We start from the raw sequence: 20,125 nt of genomic DNA on the forward strand, positions 1-20,125 counted from the left end.
CGATGCAGACCATCAAGGGGCCGGGCGTCTTCCTGGCCCAGTTCGCGGCCGATGACGCGCCCTACAACTCGCTGCCCAGCCTGGCGACATGGGCGGCCGACAAGGGCTTCAAGGGCGTCCAGATCCCGACCTGGGACACGCGCCTGATCGACATGGCGAAGGCCGCCGAAAGCGATGCCTATTGCGACGAGATCAAGGGGATGCTGGCCGACAACGGGCTCCAGATCACCGAATTCGCCTCGCATATCACCGGCCAGCTGGTGGCGGTGCATCCGGCGCATGACGTCATCATGGACAGCTTCGCGCCTGAACATGTGCGCGGCAACCCGACCGCGCGCCGCGCCTGGGCCGAGGAGCAGCTGCGTTTCGCCGCCCGCGCCTCGCAGCGGCTGGGGATCGACCGGCACGTGACCTTCTCGGGCGCGCTGCTGTGGCCCTACCTTTACCCCTATCCGCAATGGCCCGAGGGGTTGGTCGAGGAAGGTTTCGACGAACTAGCAAGGCGTTGGATGCCGATCCTCGATGATTTCGACGCGCATGGCGTGGATGTCTGCTACGAGATCCACCCCTGCGAGGATCTGCATGACGGCCATAGCTGGGAATATTTCCTGGAGAAGGTCGGGAACCATCCCCGCGCCAACCTGATGTATGACCCCAGCCATTTCGTGTTGCAGGCGCTGGATTACCTGGCCTTCATCGACCACTACCACGAGCGTATCAAGACCTTTCACGTCAAGGATGCCGAGTTCCGCCCGGACGGCAAGTCCGGCGCCTATGGCGGCTATCAGCCGTGGAGCAAGCGCGCGGGCCGCTTCCGCTCGCCCGGCGACGGGCAGGTCGATTTCGGGGCGATCTTCACCAAGCTGACGACCCATGGCTTCGACGGCTGGGCGGTGCTGGAATGGGAATGCTTCGTCAAAAACCCCGAGGACGGCGCCCGCGAAGGCGCGCAGTTCATCGCGGATCACATCCTCCGGGTGTCGGACCGCGCCTTCGACGATTTCGTGAAATCCGGCGCCAATCGCAGCGCCAACCGGGCCATGCTCGGACTGGAGGAATGACCATGTTGCGTCTTGGAATGGTGGGCGGCGGGCAGGGCGCCTATATCGGCAATATCCATCGCCTCGCCTCGCGGCTGGACGGGCAATGGCAGCTGGTGGCCGGGGCCTTTGACGTCGATCCCGAGCGTGGCCGCGCCTTCGCGATCTCGCAGGGGCTGGACCCCGCACGCAGCTATGGCACCTATGCGGAACTGATCGCGGGCGAGGCCGGGCGCGAGGATCGCGTCGATGCCGTGGCGATCTGCACGCCGAACTTCACCCATTACCCGATCGCCAAGGCGCTGATCGAGGCGGGTTTCGACGTGATCTGCGAAAAGCCCCTGACCGCGACGCTGGAGGATGCCGTGGCGCTGGAAAAGCTGGCGCGCGAGAGCGGCCGCTTCGTCGGCGTGACCTATACCTATTCCGGCTATCCGATGGTGCATGAGGCCCGCGTCCGCGTCGCCCGCGGCGAGTTGGGCGCGATCCGCACGGTGCAGGTCGAATATCCGCTGGAATGGATGGCGACCGCCATCGAGCAGTCGGGCAATGCCCAGGCCGCCTGGCGCACCGATCCCAAAAAGAACGGCCGCGGCGGCTCCATCGGCGATATCGGCACCCATGCCTATCACCTGGCGGGCTTCGTCACCGGCTTGACGCTGGAAAGCCTGACCGCCGACCTGGCGACCTTCGTCGGCGGCCGGGCGCTGGACGACAACGCCCATGTGATGATGCGCTATCAGGGCGGGGCGCGGGGCTTGCTGTGGTCCTCGCAGGTGGCCATCGGCAATTCCAACGGCGTGCGGCTGCGGGTGTTCGGCGAAAAAGGCTCGCTGCAATGGTTCCAGGAGCAGCCGAACGAGCTGGTCTTCACGCCGCTGGACGGCCGGGTGCAGATCATCAAGCGCGGCGCGGACGACCTGTCCGAGGACGCCAAGCTGCGCATCCGCACGCCCCCCGGCCATCCCGAGGGCTATCTGGAGGCCTTTGCCAACCTTTATGCCGGTTTCGCCGAGGCGATCCGCGCCCGGCAAGAAGGGCGCGAGCCCAGCCTGCTGGGGCAGAACCTGCCGCTGGCCTATGACGGGCTGAAGGGCGTGGCCTTCGTCGAGGCGGTCGTGGACAGCCACGAGGCCGAGGGCCAGCCCTGGCTGACGCCCGTGGCGGTCTGACGGCAGCGGCCCCTGCGTGGGGGCCGCACATCGCGCCAAAGCGGTCAGGGGAGGGGGAACCATGAAGACGCTAGACTTAATCACGCTCGGCCGTTCGTCGGTCGATTTGTATGGCCAGCAGGTCGGCGGCCGTTTGGAGGACATGGGGTCGTTTGCGAAGTATATCGGCGGTTCTCCGACGAACATCGCCTGCGGCACGGCGCGGCTGGGGTTGCGCTCGGCGGTGATCACAAGGGTGGGCGACGAGCACATGGGCCGGTTCATCCGCGAGCAGCTTTCGCGCGAGGGCGTCGACACCCGCGGCGTCGCCACCGACCCCGAGCGGCTGACGGCGCTGGTGCTCTTGGGCATCCGCGACGAGGACAGCTTCCCGCTGATCTTCTACCGCGAGAACTGCGCCGACATGGCGCTGAGCGAGGACGACATCGACGAGGGCTTCATCGCCGAGGCGCGCTCGGTGCTGGCGACCGGGACGCATCTGAGCCATCCGCGCACCGAGGCGGCGGTGCTGAAGGCGCTGGCGCTGGCCCGCAAGCACGGCGCGCGGACGGCGCTCGACATCGACTACCGCCCGAACCTCTGGGGCGTGGCCGGGCATGGCGCGGGCGAGAGCCGCTTCGTGGAAAGCGCCGCGGTGACGGAAAAGCTGCAATCCACGCTGCACCTTTTCGACCTGATCGTCGGCACCGAGGAGGAGTTCCACATCGCCGGCGGCTCGACCGACACCATCGCGGCGCTGCGCGCGGTCCGCGCCGTCAGCACCGCCACGCTGGTCTGCAAGCGCGGCGCAGCGGGCGCGGTGGCCTTCGAGGGCGCGATCCCGGACAGCCTCGACGAAGGCCAGGCCGGCCCCGGCTTCCCCATCGAGGTCTTCAACGTGCTGGGGGCGGGCGACGGCTTCTTCTCGGGGCTGATGAAGGGCTGGCTCGACGGCGAGCCCTGGCCGCGCACGCTGGAATACGCCAATGCCTGCGGGGCCTTCGCGGTCTCGCGCCACGGCTGCACGCCGGCCTATCCGTCGCTGGCGGAGCTGGAATTCTTCCTCAGGCGCGGGGTGCTGCGGCCGGATCTGCGCAACGATGCCGATCTGGAGCAGATCCACTGGTCAACCAACCGCCAGGGCCGGATGGGCGGCGACTGGTCGACCATGCGGGTCTTCGCCTTCGACCATCGTGTCCAGCTGGAAGAGATGCCGGGCTATGCGCCGGCAAAGGGCGGCGCGTTCAAGGAGCTGTGCCTGCAAGCCGCCCTGAAGGTCGCCGACGGGCGCCCGGGCCATGGCATCCTCTGCGACGACCGCATCGGGCGGCGGGCGCTGCATGCGGCCTCGGGGACGGGGCTTTGGATCGGGCGGCCCTGCGAATGGCCGGGCTCGCGGCCGCTGCAGCTGGAGCCGGAACTGGGCCCCGATTGCGGCGGGCTGGGCGCCTGGGCGCGCGAGCAGGTGGTCAAGGTGCTGTGCTTCTGCCATCCCGATGATGACGCGGAAACCCGCGCCGCGCAGGAGGCCACGGTCAAGCGCCTGTTCACGGCCGCGCGGCGCAACGGGCTGGAATTCCTGCTGGAGATCATCCCCTCCAAGGTCGGCCCGGTCGATGACGACACCACGGCGACGCTGATCCGGCAGTTCTACGCCATCGGCGTCTATCCCGACTGGTGGAAGCTCGAGCCGATGCAGACCCGCGCGGCCTGGGCCAACGCCATCGCCGCGATCGAGGAGCACGACCGCCACACCCGCGGCATCGTGGTGCTGGGGCTCGACGCGCCCGAGGCGGAACTGCGCGCCAGCTTCCAGGTCGCGGCCGGCTTCGAACTGGTCAGGGGCTTTGCCGTCGGCCGCACGATCTTCGGCGCGGTGGCGCGGCAATGGCTGAAGGGTGATATGGATGATACAGCGGCGGTCGAGGAGATGGCCGAACGCTATCAAAACCTGTGCAAGATCTGGGACGAGGCGCGCGAAAAGGCGCGCTGACCTGATCTGAACCCAAAGGTCTGACAATGTTCGATCTTGACGACATGTTCTATCGCCCGTTCTGGATCCGGCTGCTGCTGGTCGCACTGGCCCTGGGCTGGGGGCTGTTCGAATTTCTTTCGGGCGCGCCCTTCTTCGGCGCGATCTTTGTCGCCATCGGGCTTTACGCAGGCTGGCGCTTCTTCGTGACATTCGCCCCCGACGAGGAGGACAAGACATGAGCCCACTTCTGCGCCGCCCCTTCGGCAGCCATGGCAAGGTGCATGAGATCACCCCGCAATCCGCCGGCTGGCGTTACGTCGGCTTTTCGCTCTACCGCCTGCGCGCCGGAGAAACCGCCGCCGAGGCCACTGGGGACCGTGAGGTCATCCTGGTCATGGTCGAGGGCAAGGCCAGGTTTCGGGCCGCCGGGCAGGACTGGGGCGTGCTGGGGGACCGGATGGATGTCTTCGAGAAGACGCCACCGCATTGCCTCTATGTCCCGAACGGCCGGGACTGGACTGCCGAGGCCGAGACCGACTGCACCATCGCCGTCTGCTCGGCGCCGGGGAAAGGCGGGCACGCGGCGCGCCGCATCGGCCCCGCGGGAATCGTCCTGACCCAGCGCGGCGAAGGCAGCAATACCCGCTTCATCAACAACATCGCGATGGAGGCCGAGGACTATTGCGACAGCCTGCTGGTCACCGAGGTCTTCACCCCCGCCGGCCACTGGTCGAGCTATCCCAGCCATCGCCATGACGAGGACGACTTCCCCCGCATCACCTACCTGGAGGAGACCTATTACCACCGCCTGAACCCGGCCACCGGCTGGGCGGTGCAGCGGGTCTATACCGACGACGGCAGCCTCGACGAGGTTATGGCGGTGCGCGACGGCGACGTCACCCTGGTCCCCCGCGGCCACCACCCCTGCGGCGCCCCATACGGCTTCGAGCTCTACTACCTCAACGTCATGGCCGGGTCGCGCAGGAACTGGCGCTTCGTCCCGGCGCCGGAGGTCGAACATCTATTTTAGGCTGGGTGATGGATGCCTGCAATGATCCTGGTCGCGATCCTGATCAATGTGGGGGGCGGAGCCGAGTGGCCTTGGCCGCCCACGCCGACGACGCCGAGTCCTGAACCCGGCTTGCGATGCGCGGGCGATCCTGCAATCCTGCGGCCATGACCGGGGATCTGCATATCCTGCGCCAGCATGTCCTGCTGGCGGCGCGGCTGTTTCGGAACTACGGCGCGGTGCTGGCCGCCACCTGGCTGGCGGGCGGGCTGCTGGGCACCGTGCTGATGATGCTGGCGGTCGAGATCGGCTTCGCCGACCGGCTGGCTGGGCTGATCGCGCTGGTGCCGGTGATCCTGCTGCAGCTGGTGCTGTTCGTCGCCATGTTCGTCATCCTGCGCGACGGGCTGCCGGTGCTGCGCTTTCGCGCAAGGCGCCGCCGCGAGGCGCCGGGCGCCGGGGAAGACGCTGCCGAAGCTCCGGGCATCGGCATGCTGGCCGGGGCGCTTCTGGCGGTGCTGATCCCGTTCTACGGCTATTATGCCGGCTGGGGCCTGCTTGGGAACACGCTGCGCGACTATTCCAAGGCGTTCCTTTCCACCTCGATGGAGCGCATCGACTTCTCGGACGTCTCGCCCGAGCGGGCGCCCACCGCGCTCGAGGTGCAGAGCACGCTCTGGGTGGTGGTGGCCGTGCTGCTGATCTGGGCTGTCCGGCGTGGCGCCAAGGCCATGCACAAGCGCAGCGAGGCCGGGATCTGGCCGCTGCTGGTCGTCGCCTGCGAGGCGAGCTGGGCGGTGCTGGGCCTTTACGTCATCTCGGGCTGGCAGGAGGGCTTCGTCGCATGGCTGGCCCAGCTGCCCTCGCCGGGCGAATTCTGGCAGAACCTGTTTCCGCCGGCCGCGGCCGAGGTGGTCGATGCCGCGCGCCGCCCGGTGGACTGGCCGCCCGTCTTCCAGCCGTGGCCCTGGCTGGAGCGGCTGTTCTGGTATGCGCTGCTGCCGCTGATCTGGTTCAACCTCGGCGCCATCGTCTATGGCCACGACCTGAACATGATGGCCGAGGAAACGCGGCGATCAGCCGGCAAGGTGCTGGACCGCTGGCAGGGGCTGCCAAAGCCGCTGACCGACTTCCTCGGGCATTTCTGGGCCGGGCTGGTCAAGCGCTGGCATGCGGTGGCGAACGGCGTACTGCTGGCCGGGTCGGCGGGCTTCGCGCTGACCGTCTCGGTGCTGGTGCTGTGGCGGCTGGCCGATTGGGCGGGCCGCTGGGCCTGGGTCGGGCTGGCCGGGCTGATCGGGCCGCAGGACCTGTCGGTCTGGCAGGTGGCGCAATATCCGCTGGGCCTGCTGTTCGGCGCGCCGGGCCAGCCGCAGCAGGGCGTGGTGGTCTGCGTCCTGCAGTTCTGCATCCTTGCCGCCGGGCTGGAGCTGGCCGGACGGGCGCAGGCGGCCCGCGCCGCTACTGCAGATCGCGCAGAACCGGCTTGACCGCGAATTCCAGCGCCTCGGGCCGCGTCCCCCAGGCCGAGACGCGCAGCCGCGCACCCTTCAGCAATTCGGAGGGCACCAGGAAAAGCTGGTCCGACAGGAACTCCTGCCCGTCCGGCGGCGCGTCATAGGGAATGGGGTTGCAGCGCCCCTTGTTCTCGCCGTCAGGGGAAAGCACCCGGACGGCACCCTCGGAATCGGCGCTGATCAGCGGCAGCCAGACCCGATCCGCCGCGTCGCGCAGGCTGATGTCGCAACCGGCCCAGCCCTGCCGCGCCGCCTCGGGACCGCGCAGCGCCAGACGGACCAGCACCAGCGCCCGCTCGGACAGGTTGGGCGCGCTTCCCGCCCAGACCTGATCGACCCGGACATGCACGCCCCGCAGTTCGGCCCCCGCCTCGCCGGCCTGCACCACCCGCCATTCGCGGGCGCGGCGCAGGTCGGTGATCTCGGTCCAGCCCCCGACCACCACGTTGGCGAGCAGCAGGACCGCGGCAAGGAGGATCCACAGCAGATGTCTCATGAGAGGTCTCATGGCTCGAACCGGATGATCGGCTGGCGCTCGGGCAGGGCCGGCGGGGCCAGGTGCAGGGCGCTGTCGAAAACCGCGGTGAAGCTGCCCGTCAGCACCAGCGCGCCCCCCGCCACCTCGTCCTCGGGCAGCTCGAAGACCGCAACGGCGTGGTTGCCCAGGCCGGGCTGGAACCAGCGGCTTTCCAGCCCCCGCGGAATGTCCTCGGCGCGACGGGACAGCGCATAGCGCCGCCCGCTCGCGCCCTGCCAGACGGCGTCGAGGCGTTGCGAGGTCCCAATGGCCTCGGCCTCGATCTCGGCGATCAGGAACACGCCGTCGCTGTCGCGGACCAGGTCGCGGCCATAGCGGCGAAAGGCGATGCGATCGGCCAGGCGCAGGCCGGTGAAGCGGGCGCGGAAGCTGCGCGCCTCGCCCGTCGCGCCCGCCGCGACGGCACTGGGGAACGGCTGCACGACGCTGTTGTAGTCGGGCGCGGTCTGCATCATCGCGCCCAGCAGCGCGGCCCCGGCCAGCACGAGGGCAATGCTGCCGGCGCGGATCATGGCGCCCCCTCCGGGACCATGGACATGCGGGCGACAGGCTGGAACAGCAGCCAGCTCGCCTTGCCATAGAGATTGTCCCTGAGCTTGAAGGTCTGCCGGTGGAAGGTCAGCGAGACCGGGCCGGGCTGCCAGTCCGGCGGCACCTGCCAGGCCAGCGTCACCCGCTCGGCCAGGCGCGGATGCAGCTGCACCAGCAACTCGCCATCGCGGTCCAGCGTGATCTCCGGCTCGGGCCAGGCGACGCCGCCGGCGGCAAGCTCGGGCGGGTGCGGCGGAAAGCCGAAGACGGCGACCTGGCTCTCTCCGGTCAGGTTCAGCAGCCGGGCGCGCAGCAGCAGCCGCTCGGGCTCGCCCTCGCGCCTGGGCGGTGCCAGCGTCAAGGCCAGCGGCGTGATCTCGACCCGGCCCAGATCGACCGGCTCGCCGGCCGCGACCTCGGGCGGATCCCGTGGCGCCCTTGCCTCCTCGACCTGGAGCCAGAGACCGACGAGCACCGCAGCCGCAACCCCGATCGAGGCGGCCAGTCGTAGCCTCAGACGCCGAAACAGAGAGGTCCGCCGCGTTTCCGTCATGCAGGGATTAAGGCCCAGGCCCCCGCGCCAACACAAGATTCATCGGCAGACGGTCGGCGGAATCCGGCCTTCCGGCATCGTCAACACGAGGCAGCGGGACGGCGTCGGGTCGCCGGGTCGTCGCTGTCCAGCGAGGCGATGGTGATGCCGGTCTTTGCGACAAAGGGCTTGTAACAGGCCTCGACCTGGTTGTGACCGTAGGTACCGCCCAGGACATATCGGTCAGCCTACACAATGTGCTCCGGACGCTGGAAAACCCGCTCGAAGCCCTGCGCTTGGCCGCCATATTAGCCGCCAGGATGCGTCGAGACTGATCCCAGCGAGAACCACGACCGCGCCTGTGCTTCCCAATGCGACGAAAAGAACCGACTAGACGCGAACCTGGTGGTAACGGCCCGATTGTTACCGCCTGCCTGAGTTTGGGCTGATGGATTAAGGCACATGCATAGTGACGTCGTTAATGACGTGTCTTATGCGGGTGTGGGGATGCGGGGCGATATTCTTGGACTGGAGCGGCGGCGGCGGTGGAGCGACGAGGAGAAGCTCGAGATCGTTTTGTCGGTCGGCGTGGACGGGGCGACAGTGACGCAGGTTGCACAGCGGCACGATGTAACACGGCAGCAAATCTATGCCTGGCGGCACCAACTGAAGAAGAAGGGCGTGGTTTCGGCGTCTCCGGAGGCGCTGTTTCTGCCGGTTGAACTGGACCGGCCCACGGAATTGGTGATGCAGTCAGCGGCCATCTGCGCAGGAACGCCTCGGCCTGCCCAGATCGAGTTGCAGTTGGCGAATGGTCGCTGCCTGCGCTTCGATCCGGCTCTGGATACCGTGACGCTGACACATGTGATCCGTGCGGTGGAAGGGGCATGATCGGGCCGGGAACCGGCGTTCGTGTCTATCTGGCCTGCGGCGTGACAGATATGAGGAAGGGGATCACCGGGCTGGCTGCACTTGCCCAGGATGTTCTGCGCCAGAAGCCGACCGGCGGTGCGGTCTTTGCATTCCGTGGGCGTCGCGGCGACAGGTTGAAATTGCTTCATTGGGACGGGCAAGGCTTCTGCCTGTATTACAAGGTGCTGGAAAAGGGCCGCTTTCCCTGGCCTACACGTGGTGATGGTGCGGTTCGCCTGACCTCGGCGCAGTTGGCGATGCTGTGGGAGGGCATTGATTGGCGTAGGCCGGATTGGGGCGCGCCGCCGGCCCGGGTGGGCTGATTTATCCTGCTGAAACACCTCGTTTTTATGGTCAGGATCGCTGCCCTGTGGTAGTCGGACGCATGTCGAATGCGGCCCAGACCCTTCCCGATGACCCGGCGCTTCTGAAGGCGCTGATCGTGGCGTTGCAGGCGGAAAACGCGAAGATCTCGGCCACGCTGCGCGCCCATGACCAGTTGATCCAGACCCTGCGACTGCGCATCGCCAAGCTGAAGAAGCAGGTCTTCGGCCAGTCCTCGGAAAAGATCGAACGCGAGATCGAGCAACTGGAACTGGCGCTGGAGGATCTGCTGATCGCAACGGCCGAAAGTGAGACCTCAGTTCCGGATGACAGTCAGGGCGATGATGTGCTGGAAACGTCAGCCACCGATGAAGGCGGTGACCGCCCATCCCGCCGACGCCCCCGAGTCTCGGACAGCACGCCGCGCGAGCGGCAAGAGCTGGATCCCGGCAGTTGCTGCCCCGATTGCGGTGGTGATCTGCGCCTGGTGGGCGAGGATGTCAGCGAGATGCTGGATCTGATCGCGGCGCAGTTGCAGGTCGTGCAGATCGCCCGGCTCAAGAAATCCTGCCGCCGCTGTGAGCGCATGGTGCAGGTTCCGGCCCCCAGCCGCCCGATCCCCGGCAGCATGGCAGGCCCGGGCCTGCTGGCGCATATCCTCGTCTCCAAGTTCGACGACCACCTTCCGCTTTATCGCCAGCATGAGATCTTCACCCGGATGGGCGCCGACATCCCCGACAGCACACTGGTCGACTGGTGCGGTCGGGCAATGAGGGTGCTGGCCCCATTGATCGAACGGATCGAGGTGGATGTGATGGCCAGCGACCTGCTGCATGCCGATGACACACCGATCCGGGTGCTGGATCGCGCGGGCCGCGACAAGGGGTTGGGCAAGGGGGTGAAGAAGGGCCGGATCTGGGCCTATGTCCGCGATCAGCGCCCTTGGGCAGGCGCCTCACCGCCCGGCGCGGTCTATGCCTTCGCGCCCGACTGGAAGGAAGAGCACGTTCATCGCCATCTGGCCCGGACCCGCGGCATTCTCCAGGCCGATGGCTACAAGGGCTATGCCAAGCTCTACGACCCGGACCCAGACGGGACGCCGCGCCTGCGGGAGGCCGCATGTTGGGCCCACCTGCGGCGGGACTTCCATGACGAATGGGACAAGACCAAATCCGCGATCGCCCGCGAGGCGCTCGACCGCATCGGCGCACTCTACGACATCGAGCGAGAGATCACCGGCCATCCCGCTGATATCCGCCTTGCCGCGCGCCGGAAACACAGTGCCCCGAAGGTCGAGGCCTTCTTCGCCTGGTCGGAGCAGCAGCTCCCGCGGATCCGCGGCAAGGGGGATCTGGCCAAGGCCTTCCGCTATGGGCTGAGCCGTCGGGACGCCTTCAGCCTGTTTTTTGAGGACGGCCGGGTGGCGATCGACAACAATCCTGCCGAGCGCGCGCTGCGCCCGATCGGTGTCGGGCGCCGCAACTGGCTCTTCGCCGGTGCGGATACCGGAGCCGAAACGCTGGCCCGCGCCATGACGCTCATTGAAACTGCCAAGATGAACGGCCTGGATCCCCAAGCCTATCTGGCCGACATCCTGGCCCGCATCCACGATCACAAGATCAATCGGCTCGACGATCTGTTGCCCTGGAACTGGTCGCCGCTGCCCTCCGCCCTGCACGAGGCCGCCTGATGGCAACCGTCACCCACGTCTGCACCCTCGACTACGTCGCAAAGATGCTGGGCGAAGACCCCGAGCTTCTCAAAGCCATCGTCTACAACGACGACAACCTGACCTATGGCTCGATCATCAGCGTCTATACCGGCCCGGATGACACCGTCACCGCCCTGACCGATGACGGTATCGATGAACTGAAAGACATGCTCAGGGACGCGCGCATCACCACCGAAACCTGGCACGCGTTCCTCGACGACTTTGTCGATGACGCGGAACTCGTCGCCCGCATCAAGGCACTGTCGCCGCGGTAACAATCGGGCGGTTACACCTGGTGCACGGTAAGGTCTGCTTCCATGGACACCCCACCGGATGTCCTCTGGATAGCCAAGCGAGACATTGACCACGGGGGTCCGGCCGACCGTGCCCGTTCATCGAAGCTGAGATGCGAGGCCAAGAGGGCTTCTCCTTGAATTGCAACTGCCTGAAAACCATGGCTTGTCGCGATTCAAAATAGAATCCACCCCTTAAGATTGAATTTCCCTGATAATCCGTCTTATGTAAGTAAAATCAACCCCAAACCCAACCGCACAAGCCCCATGCGACCTGCGACCTATTGGCCAGGTCCGGCGCAGGCACTTCCTTTCCGCTTTTCCGCATCATAGTCTGCCAGACGAATCCACCGCAAATTTCCACAGCCACCGCCCGCAAGACCCAGCGGCGGTCACGAGCAAGGAGAGCCCATGGCCGTTCGTCCTCCGGTTTGCGATTTCGGTGCCAGGGCGCCGGACTTCACCCTGCCTGATCCCGATGGGCGCATGTTCTCGTTCGGCGACATCGCCGGGCCGCGCGGCACGCTGGTCATGTTCATCTGCAACCATTGCCCCTATGTGCAGGCCGTCATCGACCGCATCCGGCGCGACGCCGCCGAATTGCAGCAGCTGGGCGTGGGCGTCGTGGCGATCTCGGCCAACGACGTCGGCGAATATCCCCAGGACGGGCCCGAGCAGATGAAGGCCGAGGCCCGGAAACACGGCTTCACCTTTCCTTATCTCTATGACGAAAGCCAGGATGTCGCGCGCGCCTATGGCGCCGAATGCACGCCGGATTTCTTCGGCTACAATGCCGCGGGCGAATTGCAGTATCGCGGCAGGCTGGACGCCTCGGGCCGCAATCCGGCACCGCCGGACGTCCCGCGCGAACTGTTCGCGGCCATGGCGCAGATCGCCGAAACCGGGCAGGGGCCGCGCGAACAGGTGGCCTCGATGGGTTGCTCGATCAAATGGAAGGCTTGAATGAACATCTGCTTTGCCCCCTGCCCCGTGGTTTTCGACCTTGACGGCACGCTGATCGACAGCGTGCCCGACATCCATGCCTGCGTGAACGCGGTCTTGCGCCTGCATGGCGTGGCGCCCCTGACGCTGGACCAGGTGCGCGGCTTCGTCGGCGGCGGCGTCGACCTGCTGTGGCGGCGCGTCATCGGCACCACCGCGCTGCCGGTCGAGGCGCATCGCGACCTGGTCGCCTCGTTCATGACCCGCTATCACGACGCGACCGGCCTGACCCGGCTTTATCCCAATGTCGCCGAGGCGCTGGGGATCCTGGCCGATCGCGGCTATCCCCTGGGGCTTTGCACCAACAAGCCGCTGGGGCCGACGCGGGCGATCCTGGACCATTTCGGCATCGCGCAGCTGTTCGGCGCCGTGGTGGGCGGCGATTCCCTGCCCCAGCGCAAGCCCGATCCGGCGCCCCTGCGCGCGGCCTTCGCCGGGCTGGGCGCCGACCCCGACAGGCTGCGCGGGGTCTATGTCGGCGACAGCGAATTCGACGAGGAATGCGCCAGCAACACCGGCGTGCCCTTCCTGCTGTTCACCCGCGGCTATCGCAAGACCCCGGTCGAGCAGATGACGCATCACGGCACCTTCGACGATTTCGCCCACCTGCCGCTGCTGGTCGAAGAGACGTCCGCGGTCGGCTAGGCGCGGTCGGCTAGGCCCGTCCGGCGCCATGGCGCTTGACAGAACGGCAAAACGCAAGGAACCGTCGCCACATGCCGCCGTCGCGGCCCGACCGCAGCCAAGGGAACCCTGCATGGACCTTCGACAACTGACCCCCGACCTGGCCGTCGCGGCCCAGATCCGCCCCGAGGATCTGCCGGCCCTGGCCGAGGCCGGCTTTCGCGTGCTGATCAACAACCGCCCCGACGAAGAGGTCGGCCCGGACGAGGATCACGAGGCGATGCGCGCGGCGGCCGAGGCGGCGGGGATGGAATATCACTTCAACCCCTTCACCCCCGGCCAGATCACGCCGCAGATGATCTCGGCCCAGGCCGAGGCCCTGGCCACGCCCGGACCCAAGCTGGCCTATTGCCGGTCCGGCAACCGCTCGACCGTGCTCTGGGCGCTGGCCCGCGCCGGGCAGGAGCCGGTTGCCGACCTGCTCGATACCGCGGCTCGAGCCGGCTACGACCTTTCGGGCATCCGGCCGCTCATCGAATCACTGGCCCCGCCGGATGCCTGATTGCCGTCGGGCTGGAACCTTGGCCGCCGCGGCGGGTTTCCCATGCGACAGCCAGCGATCGGGCGGATCTCCCGCCCGGCCGGCCCAGGGGAGGAATCCGTCATGAACTCGATCATCTATCTCGTCGGCCTTGTCGTCGTGGTGCTGTTCATCCTCGGGCTCCTGGGCCTGCGCTGACATCGGGCCTGCGATTGGCGCTGGCCTTTCGCGCCCCTCTGCGTTACCGGGGGCGCAAATTCTGAAAAAGGCCCCCTATGGACATCCGCAATATCGCGATCATCGCCCATGTCGACCATGGCAAGACGACCCTGGTCGATCAGCTTCTGAAGCAATCGGGCAGTTTCCGCGAAAACCAGGCCGTGGCCGAGCGCGTGATGGACAGCAACGACATCGAGCGCGAGCGCGGCATCACCATCCTGGCCAAGGCGACCTCGGTCGAGTGGAAGGGCACCCGCATCAATATCGTGGACACGCCCGGCCACGCCGATTTCGGCGGCGAGGTCGAGCGCATCCTGTCGATGGTCGATGGCGTCTGCCTGCTGGTCGATGCCGCCGAGGGCCCGATGCCGCAGACCAAGTTCGTGACCTCCAAGGCGCTCGCCCTGGGGCTGCGGCCCATCGTGGTGCTGAACAAGGTGGACAAGCCCGCCGCCGACCCGGACAAGGCGCTGGACGAGGTGTTCGACCTGTTCGCGAACCTGGGCGCCAGCGACGAACAGCTTGATTTCCCCCATCTTTACGCCTCGGGCATCGGCGGCTGGGCCGACGAGACGCTGGAAGGGCCGCGCAAGGACATGTCGGCGCTGTTCGACCTGGTGCTGCGCCATGTCGAGGCGCCCAAGCAGATCGCGCGCCAGGACGAGCCCTTCCAGATGCTGGCGACCACGCTGGGCGCCGACCCGTTCATCGGCCGCATCCTGACCGGCCGGGTCGAGGCCGGCCGCGCCAAGGCCGGCGACACGATCAAGGCGCTGTCGCGCGACGGCGAGCGCATCGAGCAGTTCCGCATCTCGAAGGTGCTGGCCTTCCGCGGCCTGAACCAGCAGCCCATCGAAGAGGCGGTGGCGGGCGACATCGTCACCATCGCCGGCATGTCCAAGGCGACCGTGGCCGATACGCTCTGCGCGCCCGAGGTGGAGACCCCCCTGCCCGCCCAGCCCATCGACCCGCCGACGATCAGCGTCACCTTCGGCATCAACGACAGCCCGCTGGCGGGCCGCGACGGCAACAAGGTGCAGTCGCGGGTGATTCGCGAACGGCTGATGAAAGAGGCCGAGACCAATGTCGCCATCAAGGTCGAGGACACGCCGGGCGGCGACGCCTTCGTCGTCTCGGGCCGCGGCGAATTGCAGATGGGCGTGCTGATCGAGAACATGCGCCGCGAGGGGTTCGAGCTGTCGATCTCGCGCCCGCGCGTGATCTTCCGCGACGAGGACGGCGTCCGGCTGGAGCCGATCGAGGAAGCCATCATCGACGTCGACGACGAATACACCGGCGCGGTGATCGACAAGCTGACCGGCGCCCGCAAGGGCGACCTGGTCGAGATGAAGCCCGCAGGCCATGGCAAGACCCGCATCGTCGCGCATGTGCCCTCGCGCGGGCTGATCGGCTATCAGGGCGAGTTCATGACCGACACCCGCGGCAACGGCGTGCTGAACCGTATCTTCCACAGCTGGGCGCCCTACAAGGGCCCGATCCAGGGCCGCCGGCAGGGCGTGCTGATTTCCATGGAGGACGGGGTTTCCGTCGCCTATGCGCTGTGGAACCTGGAAGAGCGCGGCAAGATGTTCATCGGCGCGCAGGAACAGGTCTACCAGGGCATGATCATCGGCGAGCATTCGCGCGACAACGACCTGGAAGTGAACCCGCTCAAGGGCAAGAAGCTGACCAACGTGCGCGCCTCGGGCACGGACGAGGCGGTGCGGCTGACGCCCCCGGTGCGCATGTCGCTGGAAGAGGCCATCGCCTATATCGACAACGACGAGCTGGTCGAGGTCACGCCGAAAAGCATCCGCCTGCGCAAGCGTCACCTGGACCCGCACGAACGCAAGCGCCAGTCCCGCGCCGAGGGTTGAGCTTCTTTCCGCCGCTTGGGATTACAGGCTTTCGCGGCGGAAAAACTCTGCTAGATTTGAGACGAATTGTTTCAGGAGCGGCTGATGGAAGGCCGGGGCAATATCTATCAAAGCTTGATCTTCGCCGCCCAGCAGCATCTGGAGGAAACCGGTCAGCTTCCCGTGGATCTCGCCGAGCTTGCCCCGCGCACCGAGGCGAGCGAGGACGAGATCCGCAGCATGTTCAGTTCGACCGAGGAACTGCATGAGGGGCTGATCTATCACGCCGTCACCCTGCTCAACGATGCGCTGCGCGAGGGCGTGATCCAGGCCAATACCAGCGACCCGATCGAACAGATGCATTCGATCGCCCACAGCTATCTGGGCTGGGCCGAGGCCAATCCGACGCTGTTCCGGCTTCTGGTCGATGGGCTTTGCGGCCCGATCAAGCCCGACAGCGCCTTGCATCGCTACACCAGCTCGATGCGCGACCTCTATCACCGCAAGCTGTCCGAGGCGCAGCGGCTGGGCATCCTGTCCCCCGATACCGACATCGAGATCTCGACCATGATGCTGCATTGCCTGGTCAAGGGCGGCAACATGATGTTCGTGACCCGCAGCACCGATCCCTGGTTCGACGGCGACGGCCGCTCGACGCGCGAACTTGCCGAACGGATCTTCACCGAGTTCATGGGTAATCTGGTCCGGGCCAATGCGCCCGCATCCGCACCCGCCGCCAGCGAAAAGGCCTGAGCGGCGGGCCGGTCCGCTCAGATCTGGCGTTCGGGCAGGTTCACCACCAGACCGTCGAGTTCCGGCGTCACCTTGATCTGGCAGGTCAGGCGCGAGCGCACCGGATCGGGCTGCCAGGCGAAGTCCAGCATGTCCTCTTCCATCGGATCCCTGGGCGGCAGCCGGTCCACCCATTCCGGCGCCACATAGACATGGCAGGTCGAACAGGCGCAGGCGCCGCCGCAATCCGCGTCGATGCCGGGCACGCCGTTGTCGCGCGCGCCCTCCATCACGGTCATGCCGGGTTTGACGTCGATTTCGTGGACGGTGCCGTTGTGCTCGATGTAAGTGATCTTGGCCATGGGTGCCTTCCTTGCGCTTCATGCCGCAGATAGGTCATCGCGCCGCCAGAGAAAAGCCCCGCCCGCGCGGCGGTTTCCCGCACCCACCCGCACCCGCCAGCGCCTGTCCTCGGACCGGGCCGCCTAGAAAAGCGATTTCTGCCCCTTGGGTTGGGGCGGCTTGCGGGCGGGCTTTGCCGGGGGCGCGTCGGGGCGCGCCGCCAGCCGGCCGTCCAGGAACTCGATCTCGAAGCGCGGGGTCTGCGCCGCCTCGGCCGCCTGGGTCAGCAGGCCCGAGGGGCCATGCACGACGGCGAATCCGCGGCGCAGGGTCTCGCGATAGCCCAGCGTCTGGCGCAGGCGATCCAGCCGCTCCAGCGCCTCGCGGCGGGGCGGCAGCATGCGCGCGGCGGCGGCGGCAAGCCTTGCGGCCAGCCGGTCCAGCATGTCGCGGTCGCGCCGGGTCTGGCGCGCGGCATCGGCCAGCATCCGCGCGCGGGCACGCTCCAGCCGGCTGCCCAGCTCGGCCAGGCGCTCGGCCCGGCTCCGGCCAAGCCGCGCAAGGCAAAGTGGCAGCCGCTGCCCCTGCGCCTGCAACGCCTCGCGCCGGCTGCGCAGCATGGTGCGCAGCGCCGACAGCGACAGCGGCAGGGCGTTCAGCCGGTCGCGGCGGGCACGCACGAAACCGCGCAGCGCCGGCTCCAGCCGCTCGGCGAACAGGTCGAAGCGTTGCCGGGCCGGATCGGTCAGCGCCTGTGGTCGGCCAAGCGCGCGGCCCAGGTCGGTCAGCCGCTGGCGCTGGCGCTGGTTGCGGGCCTGGGCCGCGCGCATCATCCGGGCCCGGATCTCGGCCAGCCGGGCGGCCAGTTCGGCGCGCACCGGCACCGCCATCTCGGCCGCGGCGGTGGGCGTCGGCGCCCGGCGGTCCGAGGCGAAGTCGATCAGCGTGGTGTCGGTCTCGTGCCCCACGGCCGAGATCAGCGGGATCTCGCTGGCGGCGGCGGCACGGACCACCGCCTCCTCGTTGAAGCCCCACAGGTCTTCCAGGCTGCCGCCGCCGCGCGCGACGATGATCAGGTCGGGGCGCGGGATCGCCCCGCCCTGGGGCAGCGCGTTGAAGCCCTGGATCGCGGCCGTGACCTGCGGCGCGCAGCCCTCGCCCTGCACCGCCACCGGCCAGATCAGCACCCGTGTCGGGAAGCGGTCGCGGAGCCGGTGCAGGATGTCGCGGATCACTGCGCCCGAGGGCGAGGTGACGACGCCGATCACCCGCGGCAGATAGGGCAGCGGGCGCTTGCGCGATTCGTCGAACAGCCCCTCGGCCGCCAGCGCCTTGCGGCGCTTCTCCAGCATCATCATCAGCGCGCCGGCGCCGGCAGGCTCGATCTCCTCGACGATGAGCTGGTATTTCGACTGGCCGGGGAACGTCGTCAGCCGGCCAGTGGCGATGACCTCGATCCCCTCCTCGGGGCGGGTGGAGAGCCGCGCGGCCTGCCCCTTCCAGGTCACGGCGGCGATCACCGCGCGGTCGTCCTTGAGGTCGAAATAGACATGCCCCGACGAGGGGCGCGAGACGCGGCCGATCTCGCCGCGCACGCGGACGCGGCCGAACTCGCCCTCGAGCACGCGCTTCACCGCGCCCGAGATCTCGGAGACGGTGAATTCGTGGATATTGCTGGGGGCTGCGTCTTCGAAGAGTTCCATGTCCCCGGTTGTGGCGCGGGCCGCGGGCAGGATCAAGGGGCTTGGGGTATTGATCCGGCGCGGGCCAGTTCCTAGAAGGCGCGGGACCATTCGCAAAGGGGCCTTTCCGCATGAACATCCTGATCCTCGGCAGCGGCGGGCGCGAACATGCGCTGGCCTGGGCGATCCGGCAGAATCCGAAATGCGACCGGCTGTTCGTGGCGCCGGGCAATGCCGGGATGGAGCCGCTGGCGCGGCTGGCCGAGCTGGACATCCTGTCCGGCCCCGCCGTGATCGGCTTTTGCGAGGAAAACGCCATCGACCTGGTGGTGATCGGCCCCGAGGCGCCGCTGGCGGCCGGTGTCGCCGACGAATTGCGCGCGGCCGGCATCCTGGTCTTTGGCCCTTCCAGGGCGGCGGCGATGCTGGAGGCCTCGAAAAGCTTCACCAAGGAGGTCTGCGACGCCTGCGGCGCGCCGACCGCCGCCTGGGCGCGCTTCGACGCGGCCGAGCCGGCGCGCGCCTATATCCGCGAGAAAGGCGCGCCCATCGTCGTCAAGGCCGACGGGCTGGCCGCCGGCAAGGGCGTGACCGTGGCCATGACCGAGGAAGAGGCCGTCGCCGCCGTCGACGACGCCTTCGGCGGCGCCTTCGGCGCGGCCGGGGCCGAGGTGGTGATCGAGGAGTTCATGGCCGGCGAGGAGGCGAGCTTCTTCGTCCTCTGCGACGGGACGGACTGCCTGCCCATCGGCACCGCCCAGGACCACAAGCGCGCCTTCGACGGCGATGCCGGGCCGAACACCGGCGGCATGGGCGCCTATTCCCCCGCCCCGGTGCTGACCCAAGACATCCAGGACCAGGTGATGGCCGAGATCGTGCGCCCGACCGTGGCCGAGATGGCGCGGCGCGGCACGCCCTTCCAGGGCGTGCTTTACGCCGGGCTGATGATCGAGGACGGCCGGGCGCGGCTGGTGGAATACAATGTCCGCTTCGGCGACCCGGAATGCCAGGTGCTGATGATGCGGCTGGGCGCGCAGGCGCTGGACCTGATCCTGGCCTGCGCCGAGGGCCGGCTCGGCAGGATGACGGTCAGCTGGGCCGACGACCACGCCCTGACCGTGGTGCTGGCCGCCAGGGGCTATCCCGGCAGCTATGAGAAGGGCAGCGTGATCCGCGGGCTGGATGCGCTGGCCGAGGACAGCTTCCGCATGGTCTTCCATGCCGGGACCGCGCGGAGTGACGGGCAGATCGTCGCCACCGGCGGCCGGGTGCTGGCCGCGACCGGGCGCGGCGCGGCGCTGGCCGATGCGCACGCCCGCGCCTATGCGCTTGTCGACGGCATCGACTGGCCAGAGGGCTTTTGCCGGCGCGACATCGGCTGGCGCGCGCTTTGAGCCGCCGCGCCAGCGGCACGGGGTGCATGGGTATTTGAAGAACGAAGAAGTTCGGGGGCGGTGCGGGGCGGCAGCGCCCCCCGAGGGTTTCGAGTCGGGAAAATGCCGGGGGCGTGTTTTTTGCCTTTCCAAGCCGGCGGGGCGGGTCTTATAGTCCGCGCCATGACTCGGATGCAGCAGATCATTGCCACGGCCCCGCA

Annotated in this window: 22 protein-coding genes; 17 read left to right on the plus strand and 5 right to left on the minus strand. The window is 67.9% G+C overall.

Features of this window, described 5'->3' with window-relative positions; translation table 11 throughout:
• Window positions 1–2: 2 nt before the first annotated feature.
• The 6 genes from KF941_RS15290 (at window position 3) to KF941_RS15315 (ending at window position 6,665) form a co-directional block, all read left to right on the plus strand.
• A complete protein-coding gene (locus tag KF941_RS15290; protein WP_214273850.1) occupies window positions 3–1,061 on the plus strand; it encodes a sugar phosphate isomerase/epimerase in 1,059 nt (352 codons plus the stop codon).
• A gap of 17 nt (window positions 1,062–1,078) precedes the next feature.
• Complete coding sequence (locus KF941_RS15295; RefSeq protein ID WP_214274595.1) at window positions 1,079–2,212, plus strand: Gfo/Idh/MocA family oxidoreductase; 1,134 nt, start codon at window positions 1,079–1,081, stop codon at window positions 2,210–2,212.
• Window positions 2,213–2,273: 61 nt separating this feature from the next.
• Window positions 2,274–4,184, plus strand: coding sequence for a 5-dehydro-2-deoxygluconokinase (gene iolC / locus KF941_RS15300; protein WP_214273851.1), 1,911 nt, complete (start codon window positions 2,274–2,276; stop codon window positions 4,182–4,184).
• A gap of 26 nt (window positions 4,185–4,210) precedes the next feature.
• Window positions 4,211–4,405 (plus strand): hypothetical protein, encoded by a 195-nt coding sequence (locus tag KF941_RS15305; RefSeq protein ID WP_072464193.1) that lies wholly within the window; start codon window positions 4,211–4,213, stop codon window positions 4,403–4,405.
• The gene (iolB, locus tag KF941_RS15310) at window positions 4,402–5,196 is read left to right on the plus strand and encodes a 5-deoxy-glucuronate isomerase (RefSeq protein ID WP_214273852.1); all 795 of its coding nucleotides are present in this window, start codon (window positions 4,402–4,404) and stop codon (window positions 5,194–5,196) included. The genes KF941_RS15305 and iolB overlap by 4 nt, the downstream gene beginning before the upstream one ends.
• A gap of 146 nt (window positions 5,197–5,342) precedes the next feature.
• Window positions 5,343–6,665 (plus strand): hypothetical protein, encoded by a 1,323-nt coding sequence (locus KF941_RS15315; RefSeq protein WP_240540443.1) that lies wholly within the window; start codon window positions 5,343–5,345, stop codon window positions 6,663–6,665.
• Here KF941_RS15315 and KF941_RS15320 read toward each other — a convergent pair.
• From KF941_RS15320 to KF941_RS15330, 3 genes are read right to left on the minus strand one after another with little or no spacing between them, the layout of a single operon-like run.
• Window positions 6,637–7,188, minus strand: a complete 552-nt coding sequence (locus KF941_RS15320) for a hypothetical protein (protein WP_214273854.1) — start codon at window positions 7,186–7,188, stop codon at window positions 6,637–6,639. The genes KF941_RS15315 and KF941_RS15320 overlap by 29 nt on opposite strands.
• A gap of 8 nt (window positions 7,189–7,196) precedes the next feature.
• Entirely contained in the window at window positions 7,197–7,742 is a 546-nt protein-coding gene (locus tag KF941_RS15325) for a hypothetical protein (RefSeq protein ID WP_072464197.1), read from the minus strand.
• Window positions 7,739–8,236 (minus strand): hypothetical protein, encoded by a 498-nt coding sequence (locus KF941_RS15330; RefSeq protein ID WP_214273855.1) that lies wholly within the window; start codon window positions 8,234–8,236, stop codon window positions 7,739–7,741. Before KF941_RS15330 ends, KF941_RS15325 begins: the two co-directional genes overlap by 4 nt.
• 519 nt (window positions 8,237–8,755) lie before the next feature.
• On the opposite strand from KF941_RS15330, the gene KF941_RS15335 reads away from it, so the two are divergent.
• From KF941_RS15335 to KF941_RS15375, 10 genes are all read left to right on the plus strand, one after another.
• The gene (locus tag KF941_RS15335; RefSeq protein WP_214272530.1) at window positions 8,756–9,184 is read left to right on the plus strand and encodes a transposase; all 429 of its coding nucleotides are present in this window, start codon (window positions 8,756–8,758) and stop codon (window positions 9,182–9,184) included.
• Window positions 9,181–9,528 carry an IS66 family insertion sequence element accessory protein TnpB gene (gene tnpB, locus KF941_RS15340; protein WP_214272531.1) on the plus strand — a complete coding sequence of 116 codons (348 nt, stop codon included), beginning with the start codon at window positions 9,181–9,183 and terminating at the stop codon, window positions 9,526–9,528. The genes KF941_RS15335 and tnpB overlap by 4 nt, the downstream gene beginning before the upstream one ends.
• Window positions 9,529–9,590: 62 nt before the next feature.
• Entirely contained in the window at window positions 9,591–11,219 is a 1,629-nt protein-coding gene (locus KF941_RS15345; protein WP_214273635.1) for an IS66 family transposase, read from the plus strand.
• Window positions 11,219–11,515 carry a hypothetical protein gene (locus tag KF941_RS15350; RefSeq protein ID WP_214272532.1) on the plus strand — a complete coding sequence of 99 codons (297 nt, stop codon included), beginning with the start codon at window positions 11,219–11,221 and terminating at the stop codon, window positions 11,513–11,515. Before KF941_RS15345 ends, KF941_RS15350 begins: the two co-directional genes overlap by 1 nt.
• A 429-nt stretch (window positions 11,516–11,944) precedes the next feature.
• Entirely contained in the window at window positions 11,945–12,496 is a 552-nt protein-coding gene (locus KF941_RS15355) for a thioredoxin family protein (RefSeq protein ID WP_214273856.1), read from the plus strand.
• Window positions 12,497–13,180 (plus strand): phosphoglycolate phosphatase, encoded by a 684-nt coding sequence (gph, locus tag KF941_RS15360; protein WP_036754003.1) that lies wholly within the window; start codon window positions 12,497–12,499, stop codon window positions 13,178–13,180. It begins immediately after the preceding gene.
• A gap of 112 nt (window positions 13,181–13,292) precedes the next feature.
• Window positions 13,293–13,721, plus strand: a complete 429-nt coding sequence (locus KF941_RS15365; RefSeq protein WP_036754001.1) for a TIGR01244 family sulfur transferase — start codon at window positions 13,293–13,295, stop codon at window positions 13,719–13,721.
• Window positions 13,722–13,763: 42 nt separating this feature from the next.
• The gene (locus KF941_RS28370; protein WP_255469680.1) at window positions 13,764–13,898 is read left to right on the plus strand and encodes a hypothetical protein; all 135 of its coding nucleotides are present in this window, start codon (window positions 13,764–13,766) and stop codon (window positions 13,896–13,898) included.
• 77 nt (window positions 13,899–13,975) lie between these two features.
• On the plus strand, window positions 13,976–15,796 hold the full coding sequence (gene typA / locus KF941_RS15370; RefSeq protein ID WP_214273857.1) for a translational GTPase TypA: 1,821 nt from the start codon (window positions 13,976–13,978) through the stop codon (window positions 15,794–15,796).
• A gap of 84 nt (window positions 15,797–15,880) precedes the next feature.
• Window positions 15,881–16,528, plus strand: a complete 648-nt coding sequence (locus tag KF941_RS15375) for a hypothetical protein (RefSeq protein WP_036754071.1) — start codon at window positions 15,881–15,883, stop codon at window positions 16,526–16,528.
• A 17-nt stretch (window positions 16,529–16,545) separates the two neighbouring features.
• Here KF941_RS15375 and KF941_RS15380 read toward each other — a convergent pair whose 3' ends face one another.
• Together KF941_RS15380 and xseA are read right to left on the minus strand one after the other, a co-directional pair.
• Window positions 16,546–16,869: a 2Fe-2S iron-sulfur cluster-binding protein gene (locus tag KF941_RS15380; RefSeq protein ID WP_024844753.1), complete on the minus strand. Its 324-nt coding sequence runs from the start codon at window positions 16,867–16,869 to the stop codon at window positions 16,546–16,548.
• Window positions 16,870–16,992: 123 nt separating this feature from the next.
• Window positions 16,993–18,552 carry an exodeoxyribonuclease VII large subunit gene (gene xseA, locus KF941_RS15385; RefSeq protein WP_214273858.1) on the minus strand — a complete coding sequence of 520 codons (1,560 nt, stop codon included), beginning with the start codon at window positions 18,550–18,552 and terminating at the stop codon, window positions 16,993–16,995.
• A 110-nt stretch (window positions 18,553–18,662) separates the two neighbouring features.
• Between xseA and purD the strand changes: the two genes are divergently transcribed.
• Window positions 18,663–19,925, plus strand: coding sequence for a phosphoribosylamine--glycine ligase (purD, locus tag KF941_RS15390; protein ID WP_214273859.1), 1,263 nt, complete (start codon window positions 18,663–18,665; stop codon window positions 19,923–19,925).
• Window positions 19,926–20,125: the final 200 nt, after the last annotated feature.

The organism is Paracoccus sp. pheM1 (genome assembly GCF_018499825.1).
GTDB lineage: Bacteria > Pseudomonadota > Alphaproteobacteria > Rhodobacterales > Rhodobacteraceae > Paracoccus > Paracoccus versutus.